The sequence below is a fragment of the Taibaiella koreensis genome, from assembly GCF_003545715.1.
GTDB lineage: Bacteria > Bacteroidota > Bacteroidia > Chitinophagales > Chitinophagaceae > Taibaiella > Taibaiella koreensis.
This window is the reverse complement of record NZ_QVNU01000002.1, coordinates 125,275-141,252: the sequence shown is the minus strand read 5'-3', so window position 1 is coordinate 141,252 and position 15,978 is coordinate 125,275. Positions and strand designations below refer to the sequence as shown.

11 protein-coding genes are annotated in these 15,978 nt (G+C 51.1%); 7 read left to right on the top strand and 4 right to left on the bottom strand.

All coding sequences use genetic code 11. The features are described from left to right. Positions 1–4 precede the first annotated feature (4 nt). Together DZK30_RS07525 and DZK30_RS07520 are read right to left on the bottom strand one after the other, a co-directional pair. Positions 5–901 (bottom strand): DUF4349 domain-containing protein, encoded by an 897-nt coding sequence (locus DZK30_RS07525; RefSeq protein WP_118973519.1) that lies wholly within the window; start codon positions 899–901, stop codon positions 5–7. A gap of 203 nt (positions 902–1,104) precedes the next feature. Next, positions 1,105–1,332: a hypothetical protein gene (locus DZK30_RS07520; RefSeq protein WP_118973518.1), complete on the bottom strand. Its 228-nt coding sequence runs from the start codon at positions 1,330–1,332 to the stop codon at positions 1,105–1,107. A gap of 132 nt (positions 1,333–1,464) precedes the next feature. Here DZK30_RS07520 and DZK30_RS07515 point away from each other — a divergent pair, with 132 nt between their 5' ends. The 5 genes from DZK30_RS07515 to DZK30_RS07495 all read left to right on the top strand — a co-directional run bounded on the left by DZK30_RS07515 (position 1,465) and on the right by DZK30_RS07495 (position 6,359). Next, positions 1,465–2,043, top strand: a complete 579-nt coding sequence (locus DZK30_RS07515; protein ID WP_118973517.1) for an RNA polymerase sigma factor — start codon at positions 1,465–1,467, stop codon at positions 2,041–2,043. A 54-nt stretch (positions 2,044–2,097) separates the two neighbouring features. Beyond that, complete coding sequence (locus tag DZK30_RS07510) at positions 2,098–3,183, top strand: S1 family peptidase (RefSeq protein ID WP_118973516.1); 1,086 nt, start codon at positions 2,098–2,100, stop codon at positions 3,181–3,183. A gap of 193 nt (positions 3,184–3,376) precedes the next feature. Beyond that, entirely contained in the window at positions 3,377–4,750 is a 1,374-nt protein-coding gene (locus DZK30_RS07505) for a zinc metalloprotease (RefSeq protein ID WP_162902932.1), read from the top strand. 128 nt (positions 4,751–4,878) lie between these two features. Continuing rightward, positions 4,879–5,442 carry a hypothetical protein gene (locus tag DZK30_RS07500; RefSeq protein WP_162902931.1) on the top strand — a complete coding sequence of 188 codons (564 nt, stop codon included), beginning with the start codon at positions 4,879–4,881 and terminating at the stop codon, positions 5,440–5,442. 119 nt (positions 5,443–5,561) lie between these two features. After that, a complete protein-coding gene (locus tag DZK30_RS07495; protein ID WP_118973513.1) occupies positions 5,562–6,359 on the top strand; it encodes a class I SAM-dependent methyltransferase in 798 nt (265 codons plus the stop codon). Positions 6,360–6,434: 75 nt separating this feature from the next. Here the strand turns inward: DZK30_RS07495 and DZK30_RS07490 are convergent, their stop codons facing one another. After that, positions 6,435–7,859 carry a tetratricopeptide repeat protein gene (locus tag DZK30_RS07490; RefSeq protein WP_118973512.1) on the bottom strand — a complete coding sequence of 475 codons (1,425 nt, stop codon included), beginning with the start codon at positions 7,857–7,859 and terminating at the stop codon, positions 6,435–6,437. Between the two features lie 226 nt (positions 7,860–8,085). Beyond that, complete coding sequence (locus DZK30_RS07485; protein WP_118973511.1) at positions 8,086–10,626, bottom strand: YfhO family protein; 2,541 nt, start codon at positions 10,624–10,626, stop codon at positions 8,086–8,088. A 115-nt stretch (positions 10,627–10,741) separates the two neighbouring features. On the opposite strand from DZK30_RS07485, the gene DZK30_RS07480 reads away from it, so the two are divergent. Together DZK30_RS07480 and DZK30_RS07475 are read left to right on the top strand one after the other, a co-directional pair. After that, positions 10,742–11,053: a hypothetical protein gene (locus DZK30_RS07480; RefSeq protein ID WP_118974008.1), complete on the top strand. Its 312-nt coding sequence runs from the start codon at positions 10,742–10,744 to the stop codon at positions 11,051–11,053. A 168-nt stretch (positions 11,054–11,221) separates the two neighbouring features. Continuing rightward, positions 11,222–15,823 (top strand): PKD domain-containing protein, encoded by a 4,602-nt coding sequence (locus DZK30_RS07475; RefSeq protein ID WP_162902930.1) that lies wholly within the window; start codon positions 11,222–11,224, stop codon positions 15,821–15,823. The last annotated feature ends 155 nt before the right edge of the window (positions 15,824–15,978 follow it).

The following is a 15,978-nucleotide window of genomic DNA, read 5'->3' as shown; positions in this document are numbered from 1 at the left end:
TGGCCTATTTGGCCAAAACCTTCCGTGGGCGGTACCGCCGGTACAGCACATAACCCAGTATAGCCAATAACAAAACAAGCCATAACCGGGTAAGCAGGACAATGACGTCCTGCACCAGGCGCCAGCCCGATTGCAGCGATTCTGCGATCCGGAGACCAAAGCCCGGACGGTAATCGTCGGCATTGTCATTGTTGGGGATGATCCAGCGCTTTGTCTGGCTGCGTTGGTAAAGCGAAAGGCTTACCGTGCTGAAGCTGACCTGGTCATGGAGCGAAAGATTGGCCAGCGCCGCTTCGTCTGCTTCCTTACGCCGGTCGGTCGCGGCTTCCTCTGCGGCAACGGTCTCCTGCAGCTTGTGTCCCCGGTTGTCGATGGCACGCCTGGTCCTGCTGCCATAATCGGCAGTCCTGGCCTGTGTCAGCTGATTGGCTTTGAACTGCAGTGCTACGTCATCGGCCTTAATGGTGCGGTAATCGAGATAGTCGACCAATGCTGCGATGGCGTTGAGTGTGCTGTCGAGCCGGTTGTTGGGTACCCGCAGCGTCATCGTGTTGATCACGGTATAATGGAGGGTCTCGAGAGCGGAATCGCTACTCAGAGCCTTTACATTCCGCTCGTCCGTGGTGCTCTCCAGGTGGGTATAGGTAACGAAGCCGCCGGCATTGCGTGTCAGCGCTTCGATCTGGTAAGTGGTTGTGGCCACATCCTTTACCCGGAATTTCATGTCGGAGGTGCGGATGAACTGCCGCCCCGGAATTGCCATGGCGCTGTCTGTGGTTTGAGTGGCTTGGGGATCGGCGCTGCCGGTTGCAGGAACCGATTCGCTATTGGATTCGTACCGGGCACAGCCGGACATAAGAAGGGTGATGGCTACTGCAGCCATGATGGGAAGGGTCTTCATGTTTATTAATTTTAGATATTTTCTAATGGATCAATAGACGCACAAAGCAACGGCCGGGTGAATAGCCGGAATAGGAAAAGAGACCTTGAAATAGAAGAAAAATGGTTTCCTGTAGACGAAAGGCGGAAACGGAAAAGGGGGGAAGTAACAAGCCGCTTATAAAAAGCGGCTTGTAGTAAAATTAAAACAATTGGCCGTTTTAATTATTTTTTTACTGTAGTATCAGTAGTAGTTGTTGTTGTGGTGGTAGTCTTAGCAGAAGTATCTGTAGTAGGAGCAGTTGTTTCAGGCTGAGGAGTAGTAGTTTCAGGCTGAGTAGCTTCTGTAGCAGTAGAATCAGTAGCGTTAGCGTTATTTTCAGTAGAATTACCGCAAGAAGCAGCGAAGAAACCCAGAGCCAGAGCAAAAACGCCCAATTTAATAGCTTTCATTTGTTGAATTTTTAGTTTTTTGAAAAGTTATTTGCCCATTTATACCTGTTTTGAAAAAAGGTAACCCGATTTTTTAAAAAAATATTTTTATCGCAATTTTGGGTTACTTTTCCATATTAACCGGATTAATAAGTGACGAAGGTGTTTTATACGGATACGGAATTATTGACGGGCCTGGCGGCAGGTAACCGGGAGTCGGTAGCGGCGATATATAAGCTATATCATTCCGTGCTGACCAAGTGGATACTGAGCCGTGGCGGCCTGGAAGCCGACGCGGAAGACGTATTCCAGGAGGCACTGGTTGTACTATATGAAAAGGCCCGCTCACCCGAATTCTGCCTCACCTGCAAATTGAGCACCTACCTTTTTGCTATATGCAAACGATTGTGGTTCAAAAAGATGGAACGCTCCGCTAATTATTATCAATTGGTGGAGGATGATGAGAGCCAGGAACCAGGTACTTATGATGAGGACCTGCAATTGTTCCTGGAAAAGGAAGAGCAGTACGAGCAGCTGGCTCAGGCCATGACCCAATTGGGCGAACCCTGCGCCGCCCTGCTGAAAGCCTTCTACGAAGAAAAAAAGAATATGCAGGAAATCGCGACGGCATTCCACTATACGAATGCTGAAAATGCGAAGACCCAGAAGTACAAATGCCTTACCCGCCTGCGAAAGATCTTTTTCGCTGCCGGTGTAAAGGTGAAAAATTAACCTGAACCTACCGCCGTTATTTTTATTACTGCGGGATACAAGGAAGATAAGAACATGATCACCGAGCATAACATAAGCGAGTGGGCCGAACGCTACCTGAAGCAGGAGCTGAGTGAGGCCGAACTGGCGCAAATGAACCGGGCGCTGGACGCCGATCCATTGCTGTACCGGCACTGGGCCCAGACCCTTGATATTTTAAGGACCTTTGAAACGCATACCCAACGGCAGGAGATCCGTAACCTCATTGGCTCCGTGGCCGCGCATCCTGCAGAATGGCAGAATATTGTTCCCGAAGCCAGACCTGGTCGTGTGATCCCCTTTGGCAAATATCTGCGTACGGTATCGGCAGCGGCGGCGCTGGTGCTTTTCTCCTCCCTGGGTACCATGTTCTTCCTGAACAAGAAGGATAATAAGACGGAACAGAATACCTACCGCGAGCTGCGCCGCGAGATCAATAACATCAAGCATTCTCAATCCAAGATCATCGACAGCCTCAACAAGAACAAACCTGCTGAAGCTACCGAAGAGGACGTGGCCATTTATGGTGGTACCGGATTTGCGCTCTCCAACGATGGCTATATCGCTACCAACTATCATGTAGTGAAGGATGCCAACGCCATCTATGTGCAAACGAGAAAGGGCGACATGAAGGCGTATAAAGTGGCCTGGGAGCCCAATGCCGATATCGCCATCCTGAAGCTGGAAGATAAAAATTATCGTTTTGGCAAAACGCCGTTGCCTTACAATATCGTTAAGCCAGTCGCCGGCCTGGGACAGCGGGTATTTACCATAGGATATCCCAAAGACGAGGTGGTGTACAATGAAGGCTACGTGAGCTGTGAGAATGGCTACGACGGCGATATGCAGTCTTATCAACTGGAAATGACAGCCAACCCGGGCCAAAGCGGCTCTCCGGTATTGGATAAATACGGATCGGTGATTGGTCTTGTTACCGGCAAGCAGAGTAATACCACCGGAACAACATTTGCCGTACATGCCGAAGCCCTGATCGAAATGATACAGTCTTTGCCCAAATCGGCGGGCCTGCATCTTCCCGAGCATAGCCGGATGAACAAGATGGAGCGCACCGAGCAGGTAAAGAAAATGAGAGATTACGTATTTTCGATCAAAGTCAACTAACCCAACAATACAATATTGTGATCCAGGGCCGGCCGTAAGGTTGGCCCTTTTTGCTGCGCCGGGTTTCCTGAGGGTGCCATCTTTTTCAAAATAACGGCGTGCTACCCCGGATATCAAAATTATCCCGGCGGTTATTTATCCCTCCATGTGCCGCGCGGGTAGCTGGCCTACTTTTAAGGAAATTAACCCGGAATTGGGCAATATCATTTTCAAAGCAAAGAGAATAACGGAGCAGGCGCCGGCAGTTACCTGGATCGCCGAAGAAGGCGATGCTCAGCTGCAGGCGGCCGGCAAGGTCAATAGTAAAGGCGAGAATGGTGTGGATCTGCTGATCGGGGATACGCCGCTGCGGCCGCCGGAAGAGCTGGCGGCCCGTTGCCTGATCTCCTTCAGGCCCCATAGCCGCTGGAACGGAGCATTCGGCTTTGACTGGCTGAGGACGGGCGATACCGGGATGAAGGGCGATACCTGGTATCACGATATCATTGGCTATTATACCTATCCGGAAAAGAATGGCATGCCTGATTTCTGCAATGAGCAGTTTCATCAGTCGACAAAGGAATATGATGCATTGGTGCAACGGGAATTCAAGACCTTCAATGTCCCCTGGAAGCAGTATGGCGGCGGGAAGCCTTATCTTTACTGTGTGCCTTATCTTTCGTTGCTCCCCGAAAACGATGCATTACTCACACTGAAGCTCGAGATCGAGGAAGCGCCCGATCGTTTTGAATGGGTGTATAGCGAAGATAAATTTACGTTGTCGGGATATGAGGGGCTACCGCTCACTCCGGGGAAAACGGAACTGGCTAATACGCTTTCTATCCGCTGCCTGGATTATTTCGATACCGATGAGTTTATAGAAGTATATGCTGTTAAAGGAGAAGAACGAAGCCTGGCGGGCAGGTTGACCGTAGTAAGGAATGCGCCTAAGTATCATCGTAAAATGAAAGTGCTTTTTGTACGGGTGAGCTCAGATGGACGCCAGGGCCGTTCGACTGGTGAAGAGCAACGGTTGAAAAAATACCTTAGCCAGGCTTATGTGACCGTCGAAGTGCAATATGCGAATATGGTATTTGAGAACCATGCCAGGCTACGGCAGTTGCTGGAAAAGGAAACCTGGAACTTATTCCGCGAGCTGGATCAGACCTTAGCCGGTAAGAAAACGGCAGGAGGAAAGGCGGTGGGCAGTACTTTCGACGGCTATCTAAGGGTCTATTTTCTGCCGGAAACGCTGACACTGCATCAATGTGGCAGCGAAGGCTACCTGCTGGGGCAAGCAGCGGATATTCCGCAACGGAAAAGCGCTAAGAAGCCTGCTGTCATCATACTGGATATACAGGCTACCTGCAAGGCAACAGGTACCAGCGCCGATTCGGGGGGGAATACTGTGACGCATGAATTGCTGCATGCATCAGGGTTTCAGCATTCCTTTGTCAATGGCAGCAAATATGTATTCAAACAATACAGCACCGATAATATCATGGATTATTATAACCGGCATACGACAAGAATAAAGGGTATACAACTTTTCAAATGGCAATGGGACCAGCTCAAAAAAATGCTTTGAACGCTATCGCTGCGATCGGGCTATGCTGTTGGCTGCTGGCCTGCAGCGGTAACCCGGCAGGCGTGCCTGCTTCTGATGCAAACAGGCCGGGAAAGCCACAGGATACCGTTCCTATACAACCAATATCTATGAAACATTTTGATATTGCCCGGTATGAGCAACAGATCAAGGCAGATCCTCATTACGAGGGTTTTGCGCCGGATAAGGACCATTATGTATGGGAGCACTACCGCCTCGATCCCGATTACCTGGATGAAGGCTATGACAAAGCGCTGGTGGCAGGCTATGTACAAGCAAACGAAGATCGGAAAGAGGCTATAAAGGAGGTTTTTCAATTTGACCGGGAAGGACGCTTACAGAGTACCGCCACATACTTTTCTACCAGCCTGGAAATCGGTATATGGCGCCGATGGAATGAGCGGGGACAACTGGTAACGGAGACAGATAAGGATAAGTCCTATCCTTTTGCATTGCCGCAGGTATTGGATTTTGCCCGGCAAAAGGGCGCCGATCTCAGGACAACCGGGACGGTGAAACGCCGTTACGATTCGGCGTTGAAACAATATGTATGGCTGCTAAGCTGGGTGGTAGATTATAAGAAAGAAACTTACCAGCAATCCTACCTGCTCGATGGTATATCAGGAAAAGTGCTACAGCAGGAGCGGGGGCCGGCGCCTGTGTTGTATCAATAATGGGCATTGCCTGGCTGCTGTTTCCATTTATAGCTCAGATATAGGGAAATAATGCATTTTTGATAATAGGAAACCCTGATTATATTTGCTTTCTCGCATTAAAGAGATATCAAGAATTCATGTCACTGGAGCAGCATGTCAATCCAAAGGTACGTTATCAGCAGCAGGTCGATAATTCGAAAGCGTATGTGCTTCCGTTTATAGCAGTTCATACAGAAATAGGCAAGCAGACAAACGTGCTCGAGGTGGGAACCGGCGAGGGCGGCGTGTTAAAGCCTTTCCTGGATAAGGGGGCCTTTTGTGTAGGCGTGGACCTCAACGATATACGTATTGTGCTGGCAAGGGAATACCTGGCTGACGAGCTGGAACAGGGACAGGTGGTGCTGCAGACCAAAAATATCTACGACGATGATTTTAAGGCGCAATACCTTGGCTTCTTTGATGTAATCATCCTGAAAGATGTGATCGAGCATGTGCCTGAACAGGAATCCTTTATCCCTTACCTGGCCACTTTGCTGGCCCCCGGTGGGCAGATATTCTTCGGCTTCCCACCCTGGTATATGCCATTTGGCGGTCACCAGCAGCTGTGCCACAACAAATGGGCCAGCAAGCTGCCCTGGTATCATATCTTACCCAGACCTATGTATCACAGCATCCTGAAATGGGCGGGAGAGTCTGAAGGCACTATCCAGGAGCTGTTGGAGATCTATGATACACGCATCAGCATCGAGCGCTTTGAGCGCATTATCAGGCGCAGCGGGTTGCAAATATTGAAACGGCAGGCCTATCTTATTAATCCTATATACCGGTACAAATTCGGCCTGAAACCGCGCAAGCAATGGAAACCTCTTACCTGGTTACCTTTTTTTCGCAATTTCGTGACTACTTGTATGTATTATTCCGTTGGCGCAAAGTAACCGGTGCCGGTCACAGGTATAAGAAAAGCGCTGCCCTTTTGTAGAGAGGCAGCGCTTTTTACGTGTTCGCATGTCTTATTTCTTGCGTTTGCTACGGGCCAGCAGGTCGGCCACGGCCTTGCGCTGCAGTATCTCGGGATTAATCTCGGTAAGCAGCTTGAGGCGGGACGGCGCTTCGTCAAGGGCCTGCTCAAGGTAAAGCAGCGCTTCTTTGGATTTTCCAAGTGCAAATAAAATGCCGGCATGATAATAATTCAGGTCGGGTTTATTGCCCAGCGTCTCCTTGGCCAACTGTACCTGTATTTGCGCTTCTTTGAAATCGCCACTCCTGTACAGACCTTTTACCAGGGCGATCCAGTACGATTTATTGTTGGGTTTAAGCCGGACCGCGTTAATAAAGCATACCAGCGCTTCGTTATAAGCTTCCAGTTCCATAAGGCAATTGCCGATGGCCAGCGAATATGCAGCGTTGTCCTTGTTGAGATTGAGTGCAACGGAGTAGGCTTTCATAGCCTTCTCCCATTGCTTTTCACGGGAGTAGGTTTCGCCTATCCGGTAAAAGATGCCATCGTCGGCAGGATTCAGTTGCACGGCCTGGCGATAGTAATACCGCGCACGGTCAAAATTCTTCTGTTTTTCGAAGCAATGGCCCATGGCCTCGAAGATCACATCTTCGGGCTTGCCCAGCTCAAGGTTCTTTTCCAGCGATTCTATAGCCTTGTCGTACCAGTGCAGGCGCATATAGGCATCTGCCATATTACGGTAGGCAAACTCAAACTTCTCGTCGATAGCGACGCAGTATTCGTAAGCATCGATGGCCTCCTCGTGCTTTTTCAAGCCCTGCAACGCCGCACCCAGGTTGAACCAGGCCAGTGCATTGTAAGGGTCTTCGTCGATAATACGGGTATGCAACGCCACGCTTTGTTCCTGCATGTCCGCAAAATCGGCCCAGAAGCTGATCTTGTGCAGGGCTTCCTCATTACGGTAATCGAGCTCCAGTATTTTTTTCAGGATATTGAATACCGCTTCGAAATCTTCGCATTCATCATAGACATCCGACAGCTCCAGCATCAGCTCTATCTTATCCCGGCCTTCGAAATGCGTACATTTTGCTTCGAGCAGGAGTGCCGCCTGGTCATATTTATATTGTGCCAGGTATATATCGGAGCGCAACAACACTGCTTCCACATTCTCCTGGTCCAGGCCATCCAATATATCCAACGCATGCAGGGCCTGCCCATACTTTTGCGCCTGGAAAAGGATCTCGGCTTTGGACAGCAGTATGGAAGTGGAGTAGGGATAGTAAGACTGGGCCAGTTCACAGGCGGCTACCGCCTCGGCCTCATTATTGTTCTGAAAGAAATACTCAATAATATATTCGTAATCTTCTTCGTCTAAAAAGCGGCTTTTGTTCCCATTCTTTATCAGCTCATAATCCCGAAGCAGATCTTCAATTGAGCCGTTTTCCTCTTCGTCGTCCCAGGAATCATCGTTAAACATAAGCGTACGGTTTATACAAATATAAGGGAATAAACCTATTCCTGATCCGGCAAGTTATCAACATCTGTCTATAGGTAACAAAGAAATAATTATAAGGTAAACAGGTGGTTAAGCATGGTGGCTTCAACCTTTATCTACAAGGGTTTCGCGGGAGAAGGGTGGTGCTAAAAAGATTCCCCGGAATGCAATACATCCCGGGGAACCAATGAAAATGTGTATAACAGGATCAGGCTTTATTGCCCGGGGCCGCTGCCGGCTGTGCTGTTTTTCGCACGAGGCCAAAATAGATGCCGGCGCCGAACAGCAGGGTTAATAGTATGGTGCCGGCAAGCGCAAGACGGTTGCCGGATTTTGTTGCCGGAGTAGCTTCAAGGCTAAACTCGATCGCATGTTTACCCGCGGGCACTTTAATGGCTCTAAGCACATAGTCGGCCTGTACGATCGGTGTTTCTTTACCATCGACCGTTGCTTTCCAGCCCAGGGGATAATAAATATCTGAGAAGATGGCCAGGCCGTCTTTGTTGTTGTTCGATTCAAATTTCAGATGATCGGGAGCATAACCATCGGGCTGGAGCCTGATATAGGCTGCCGAATCCCTGCCGAAGGCGTAGCTGCCCAGCACATCCTTGTGCGTTTCCCGCAGCACGGCGGTTTGACCGGGGTTAAATGATCCGGCTGCTGTATCGCCGGGATTATTGATTGGCGGCGCATCGAGCGCATTCATCTCCTCATCTGCCGTTTTTACCCACTGTACGTCGGATACAAACCAGGCATTGCCCAGGGCGCCGGGATTGGGAATAACACCCGGAGGCTGGTTTTGGGCCTGTGCCGGTACGATCAGGTATTTGGTATTGAGCATATTGAGTACCGCATGGTTCAGTTTGCCGAGTTGGTGCTCGATCAGGTCCTGATAGATACGCATCTTCAAAGCGGAGTAACCGCCTACGGATTTGTGAAAGTAAGAAGGTTTGGCATCCGAGAAAGGGTCGCCACCGGAGATGTCGAATACGCGGTAGTAGGGATCTTTGTCTTGCAGTATCTGTGCGTCTGCCGGGCTTGGGGCAAAATTCTGAGCCTGGTATTCCTCGGGGTCGGTGTAGTTGTCGGTGTCCATCCAGCGGTAGCCCACGGGCAGCAGATCAATAACAATAAGCACACCCAGAATGGCGATAGTGGTATTGCGCCCGGCTTTGTCTTTGCTATAGGCCCAAAGCACGCCGCCTGCCAGCAATACGAAGATAAGGCTACGGAAGGCATCGCCGGTAGTCTCAGCCGAACGGTCTTCCCGCAATGCTTTAACCAGCTCTTTGCCGGCTTCTCCACCATATTGTTGCGCCATCTGGTCGTCGCGCTCTCCCTTGTAATCCATCATGGTTTGCGAGGCGATCAGTATCACAAGACACAATCCCCCTGTTATCAGCAGGGATAGCTTCAGCTTTTTTAATACCTCTTCTTTACTGATCTGGCCTGCAAAAATGTCGCGGAGCGCCCACACAGCCATCAACGGAAAGATCAGCGAGCTGAGGCTGATGGCCATATTAGGCGAACGGAATTTATTGAACAACGGGAAATGATCAAAAAGGAAATAATTCAGCGTTGCGAAGTTTTTTCCCATGGAAAGCAGCATGAAGAAGAGGGCTGCACCTACCAGCCACCATTTGTACTGGCTGCGGATGACAAACAGTGACAGTACAAACAGGAAGCAAACAACAGCACCAAAGTAGGCAGAGCCGGCAAGCATCGGCTGTGGCCCCCAATAAAGATTGGCATGCCGGGTCATCGTCTCGATAGCGTCGGGGGCTGCACCCAGGTCGGATAGTTTTTTGCCGAAGTGAGAATCTTCGCCGATATTTTCATTGCTGGAGCCACCGTAAATGCCGGGAACCAATATACTCAATACCTCTGCGCGTCCGTTGCTCCAGGAAAAAGCATAATCTTTGTCCAGGCCGGTGGATTTCTGCTGGCCAGCTGCGTCTTTTCCGCCGCTCAGCTCACTTGTGCCGCCACGAATGGAATAATGACTGTATTCTTCCGTTTGCAGCAAGGTTGAGGCGTTGGCCAGGCAGGCTGCTCCCGCAGCCAGCGCCAACACCAGGGATGCTTTGATCCAGCTGCCGGTTTCTTTTCTGCGCAAAGCACCGGCGAGCGCTGCGGCCGATAGCGCCAATACGAGAAAAATAGAATAATAAATGATCTGCAAGTGATTGGCCATGATGTACAGGAAGAGGAAGATGCCGGTAATAGCCGCACCCTGCCAGTATTTTCCCCTGTAAGCCAGGATCACACCTGCTACGATGCCTGGCAAAAGAGCCAGGTCGATTATTTTGGTATTATGTCCTGCGGCGATGGCGGTGGGATTGTAGCTGCTGAACGCAAAGGCGACTGCACCTATAATGGCAAGCCATCGGTTGATGCCCAAGACACTTGCCAGCAGGTAGAAGCAGAGCATTGCCAGCATAAAGAAGGAAACCGGGGTTTTTTCCACGCAGGCAAAAATAACTTCAAGCACTTTACCATACAGGTTTAACGGCGAATGGCCCGCCTGGAACATACCGCTGAAAGTACTATTGGTCCACTGGGGCCAGTGGCCTGTCTTTTCATAGATATCGCGGGATTCCTTAGAGCTCCACATCCAGGATTTGGTATCGTGCTGGTCCAGGATCTTTCCCTGTAAGGCAGGGTAGCAAAAGATACAGCTGATCACCAGAAAAATACCAATAGCCCATAAGTGCGGCAAATACTTCTTAAAACCTTCCTGTTGTAGCATAAAGCGCTGTTGATAGTTTAATGCGGACAAAAATAGCTTTTTTAACTATTGCTTGGTAAGCCTTGCGGTATATTCCGCGGCCTTGATAAAATGATAATTGTTTACTTTTGGCGGCATGAGCAGGATAGAACAGCTGCAGGCATTTTTAAAGGACAGCCCGGAGGATAGCTTCCTCCTGCATGCATTGGCCCTGGAACATATCAAGGCGGGAGATGAAGCTGCAGCAAAAGCCTGCTTTGAGCAAAACCTGCAGCGCGCACCCCAATACGTCGCTACCTACTACCATCTCGGTAAGCTGCTGGAGCGTGCCAGCGATACTGAAGGCGCCATTCATATCTATCAGCTGGGTATAGAACAGGCCTCGGCAGCAGGCGACAATCACGCCCTTAGCGAATTACGCAGTGTATATGAAGATTTAATCTATTGAGTATTGTAAAGTACTCGTTAATAGATAGGCTGTTTCCCTATTCGTTTCCCCACACTTTTTAATGTAATTTCAAATATATCTCCCTCTCTTAGGGGGATGTGCGACATTTTTTTCTGCTCACCAGGCCGGCGCTTTCGTGGTCCCCGGCCGCCTAAAACCAACAAGCTTATGAAAAAATGGCTACTCCTTTCTCTTCTGGTCACGTGCACGCTTTTTTCTTTTGCACAAACACCACCTTACTACAAGGGAACCGGGACCACCACCAGCACCATCCCTATGAACAGCACGGCAATGCGATCGCAGCAGCTCTACCTGCCCGGCGATTTTAATACCCTCCCGCCACCGGGGCTGATTTCCAAAATATACCTGAGAAATGCCACTGCAGCGCCCACCGGTACCTTTTCCAATTTCAACGTCGCTTTTCTTCAGAATAACCTCACTGTTTTTCCCAATTCTACTTTCCTTACCGGCGCCGTTTCTGCCTTGTCGGCGCCTTCATTTACCGTAACCGGGAGCGCCACTTCCGGCGGCTGGTACGAGATCGTGCTGCCCACCCCTTTTCCGTACGACAATACACAAAGCCTGGTGGTAGAGATCTCTTACTCGTCCAAAACGGGTGGACTGACCGGCAATTATACTACAAGCACCAACAAAAGACTGTACACCACTGTATCCAACATAGCTGCTACAGGAACCCTATCCAGCTCCTGGAGCGACCTGGGGCTGGAAATAACGCCCGCACCGCCTTGCGTCAACCCGCCCACGCCAGGTACTGCCTTGGTAGCGCCTTCCGGCAGCCTTTGCACCGGAGCCGGCATCCAGCTATCGCTTAGCGGCAACTCTACCGGCTCGGGACAAACGTACGAATGGGAACGTTCACCTACCAATACGCCTTTTGTGCCGACCAGCGTAGCGCCTGCCGGCACTTCTTCCAACCTGACCACCACGGTTACGGCTACGGCCTGGTACCGGGCCAAAGTCGTTTGCGGGACCAATGTTCCTGTGTACAGCGCACCGGTGCAGGTGGTGGTGAATCCGGCATTTGCAGGTGGTACTTATACGATTAATAATGCTTTGCCCACCGCAGGCGCCAACTTTAACTCTTTTGCCGATGCCATTGCCGCACTAAGTTGCGGCATTGCGGGCCCGGTGGTCTTTAATGTCAATCCGGCAACACCTTATGGGGAAACCATATCAATAGGTACCATCGGTGGCGCCAGCACCGTAAACACTGTCCGTTTCAATGGCAATGGCGCCACGGTGCAGTTTGCCAATACTTCGGCCAACCGCCAGATGCTTACTTTGTCGGGCAGCCGTTACGTTACCATCGACAGCATTAACTTTAAGACCCTGGCCGCCGATTATGGCTGGGCGGCACTCATTACGCAGGGTGCAGCCTGGGACAGCATCACCCGCTGTGTTTTCGATCTGAGCGGCTTAACAACCACTGCGTCGGCCAATTCGAGCGGTATCTGCTTTTCCACCTCCAATACATCGGCCACCAGCACCGGCAACAACGGCTCCCATTGCTACATAGGATACAACTACCTGAAAGGGCCCACCGGCGCCGGTGGACCTTATTATGCGCTGCCTGTGGCAGGTGCTTCAGACAGCAATACGTTTGAGGGGAACCGGATCGAGAACTTCTACTATTACGGTGTTTACCTGAACGGCGCTACCGGAACGCGTATCATCGGTAATGACTTCAACCGGGCCACGAAAACGAGCACGACTACCTTTTACGGCATTTATACTACCGGTACGGCGCCCGGCACCATTATCGCCGGAAATCGTGTGCACGACCCCGCAGCTGCAGGCAGTGCCGGCACCGGCAGCACTTATGCGCTATACCTGCTGGGTGATGCTACGGCCGGCAACAACAATCTGGTTTATAACAATGCGGTGTACAACCTCAATGCCAGCGGCATTATCTATGGTATCTACCTAAGCTCGGCCACTTATACCAAGGTATACCACAATACGGTCAGCATAGATAAGGTATTAACCGGGACTTCGGCCAATTATGGGATGTATGCAACCGGTACCAATACCGATGTGCTGATCAAGAATAACCTGGTGAATATTACGGCCGGTTCCGGTGGGATCAAGTACGGCTTTTATTACAGCACGGCGCCCAGTATCACCGATGCACAGCGTAACAATATTTATGTGAACTCGAGCCAGGCCGGGGTGCAGAATTACGGCTATTACACCACGGCTTATCTTACCCGGGCTGCATTCCAGGCCGCTTATCCTGCTCTGGAAACGGGATCGCCGTCGGCCGATCCGCAGTTTGCCAATCCTGCGGCCGGCGATCTTACGCCGGGTAATTATGCGTTATTTGCATCGGGTGAAAACCTGACGGCAGTAGTACCCGAGGACATCTTGCATCAGCCGCGCCCGCCGGCGCCCATGGTAGGCGCCTTTGAGATACCCGTGACCGGTATCAACAATGCCGGTACCATAGCCCTCGTGACGCCTTCCGGTAGCTTTTGTGCCGGCCAGCAGGAGGTAAAAGTGGCCATCACCAATGGCGGTTCCAATAATATTAATACCGTACAGGTATATTGGGAAGTAAACGGAGTAGCCCAGCCCCCGGTCACCCACAACACCTTGCTGGTACCGCTGACCAATCCGGCAGGCCCCAGCATCGATACAGTTACCCTGGGTATTGCCGGCTTCCCGGCGGGTGTTCCTGCTACAGTAAAGGCATGGACCTATTTGCCCAATGGCGCAGGAGATACTGAGAACGGCAACGATACCCTGGCGGCAAGCTTGCAACCTGCCGCTTTTAGTCTTGCTTCCAACCTGGATACGATCTGTATGGGTGGCAATGCCTATATGTCGCTTGCGCCCGGTTCGGGTTACCAGCCGGGCCAGTTGATATGGCAAAGCGCTTCGAATGGTACCAGCTGGAGCGATATCGCCAATACCGATACCGCCCGTTATGTAGGTGCGGGCCTTAGCTCGGATGTCTGGTACCGGGTAAGAATCGGCGGTGGCGTCGACTATTGCTACACCGATTCCCTGAAAATATCGGTCGCAAATCCGCAGGTGATCGCTGCGCCGGATACCGGCAATTGCGGTCCGGGTTCTGTAGCCCTGTATGCTACAGCATCGGCCAATGCCAATGTCAAGTGGTATAACAGTCCTGTGGCTACGGTGCCGGTAGCGACGGGTAGTCCCTTTCATACACCCTTTCTCAGCACCAATACCAGCTATTATGTTGCCGCCGACATCGGCTCGGCGCAACCCCAGCCAAGCTTCGTAGGGTCGGGCACCACAACTACCTCGACCACTTATTCTCCCTTTTATGCTTCTTACCAATCGCAGAAGGTGCAATATCTCGTCAAGGCATCGGAGCTGCAGGCGCTGGGCTTCAACGCCGGCCTTATCACGTCGATCGGCTTCGACGTGCTCGCCGCAGCGACCACTACACCCCTCACCGACTTCACGATCAGGCTGAAGACCGGTACTTTCAGCGGGCTGACCACCACCTGGGAAACGGCCATGACGCCGGTATATACTAATACCGGCTATGTGATCACGCCGCTTGCCGTCAACCAGTTTGTGCTGCCTACGCCTTTCCCCTGGAATGGCATCGACGATATTATTGTCGAAACCTGTTATCAGAATACGGCGCCGCCTACCGGGACCAATACCATACGCTATACTTCCGGTCTTCCCTTTACGGCGGTCCATTATCTTTATTCCAATACTGCGAATAATTGTTCCAGCCCGGGCACAGGCTATACGTCCACCGCGCGGCCCAATATCCAGTTTGGAATGCGCTCTCCCTGCGAGAGCGGCCGGGAAGAAGTGGTGGCTATGATCTACCCTGTGCCGGATGTGAACCTGGGCAGCGACGCCTCGATCTGTGGCGATGCTGAGCAAACAGCCACCCTGGATGCCGGCAATCCCGGCAGCAGCTACCTGTGGGACGATGCCTCTACAGCGCAAACGCGTGAGATCGACGAATCGGGAACCTACCATGTAACCGCTACCAATAGCTTCGGCTGCAGCCAGTCGGATACCGTCAATATTACTTTGCTGCACTCGCCTGTAGTCGAGTTGGGCAATGATACTACCATTTGCGAAGAGGCGACCTTAATGCTGGATGCGGGCAACACGGGCGCCGATTACTTTTGGAACACGGGCGCCGATGACCAGCAATTGCTGGTAGAAGAAGCGGGAACCTACGCGGTGATCGTAACCAATGGCGATGGCTGTTCTGTAAGGGATACAATTACGGTGAGCATGAGCGGGCTGCTCCCCTCCTATGAGGGTATCAGCGCGCATAACGACGGCCTGCTCACCTATACCTTTTCTGCTATAGAACCGGTAAACGTGGTGGCTTATCGCTGGAACTTTGGGGATGGTATGCCGGAATCGACCGATCCGGAGCCTACGCATACCTACGCCGGCCAGGGCGTTTACCTGGTTACCCTTGAGCTATTCAGCAGCTGCGGTTCGATCGTAGATACCCAGTCGGCCAATACCGTCGGCATCGGGAAAATAGCGATCGGCCAGGATATGGTGTCGTTGTATCCCAACCCGGCGCAACATACCATCCATATCCGCAACCAGAGCAACCTGGTAATGGAGCAGGTTAATGTAAGCTCTATGCTGGGACAAACCCTTTATGAAACCAGGGCGCAAAGCAGGACGGCGCACGATATTGACCTGTCGGCCTTTGCACCGGGAATATACCAGGTACAGATCAGGACCGATAAGGGTGTGATCGTCAGAAAAATAGAAATTCTACGCTAGCATAAATTATTTTTTTATGTTCTTAAAAGTGTGTTCCTGAACAGGAGCACACTTTTTATTTTTAAAGTTTAGTTAAAATTAACAAGCGCTTAACCAACGATATGAGATAAAAGCCTGTCTTTTTTTACAGGTGGAGGTTGACCGGCCGGGGATAG

Coding starts and splice junctions, on each gene's coding strand:
- DZK30_RS07525 (WP_118973519.1), bottom strand. CDS start 901: ATGAAGACCCTTCCCATCATGGCTGCAGTAGCCATCACCCTTCTTATG.
- DZK30_RS07520 (WP_118973518.1), bottom strand. CDS start 1,332: ATGAAAGCTATTAAATTGGGCGTTTTTGCTCTGGCTCTGGGTTTCTTC.
- DZK30_RS07510 (WP_118973516.1), top strand. CDS start 2,098: ATGATCACCGAGCATAACATAAGCGAGTGGGCCGAACGCTACCTGAAG.
- DZK30_RS07500 (WP_162902931.1), top strand. CDS start 4,879: ATGAAACATTTTGATATTGCCCGGTATGAGCAACAGATCAAGGCAGAT.
- DZK30_RS07495 (WP_118973513.1), top strand. CDS start 5,562: ATGTCACTGGAGCAGCATGTCAATCCAAAGGTACGTTATCAGCAGCAG.
- DZK30_RS07490 (WP_118973512.1), bottom strand. CDS start 7,859: ATGTTTAACGATGATTCCTGGGACGACGAAGAGGAAAACGGCTCAATT.
- DZK30_RS07485 (WP_118973511.1), bottom strand. CDS start 10,626: ATGCTACAACAGGAAGGTTTTAAGAAGTATTTGCCGCACTTATGGGCT.
- DZK30_RS07480 (WP_118974008.1), top strand. CDS start 10,742: ATGAGCAGGATAGAACAGCTGCAGGCATTTTTAAAGGACAGCCCGGAG.
- DZK30_RS07475 (WP_162902930.1), top strand. CDS start 11,222: ATGAAAAAATGGCTACTCCTTTCTCTTCTGGTCACGTGCACGCTTTTT.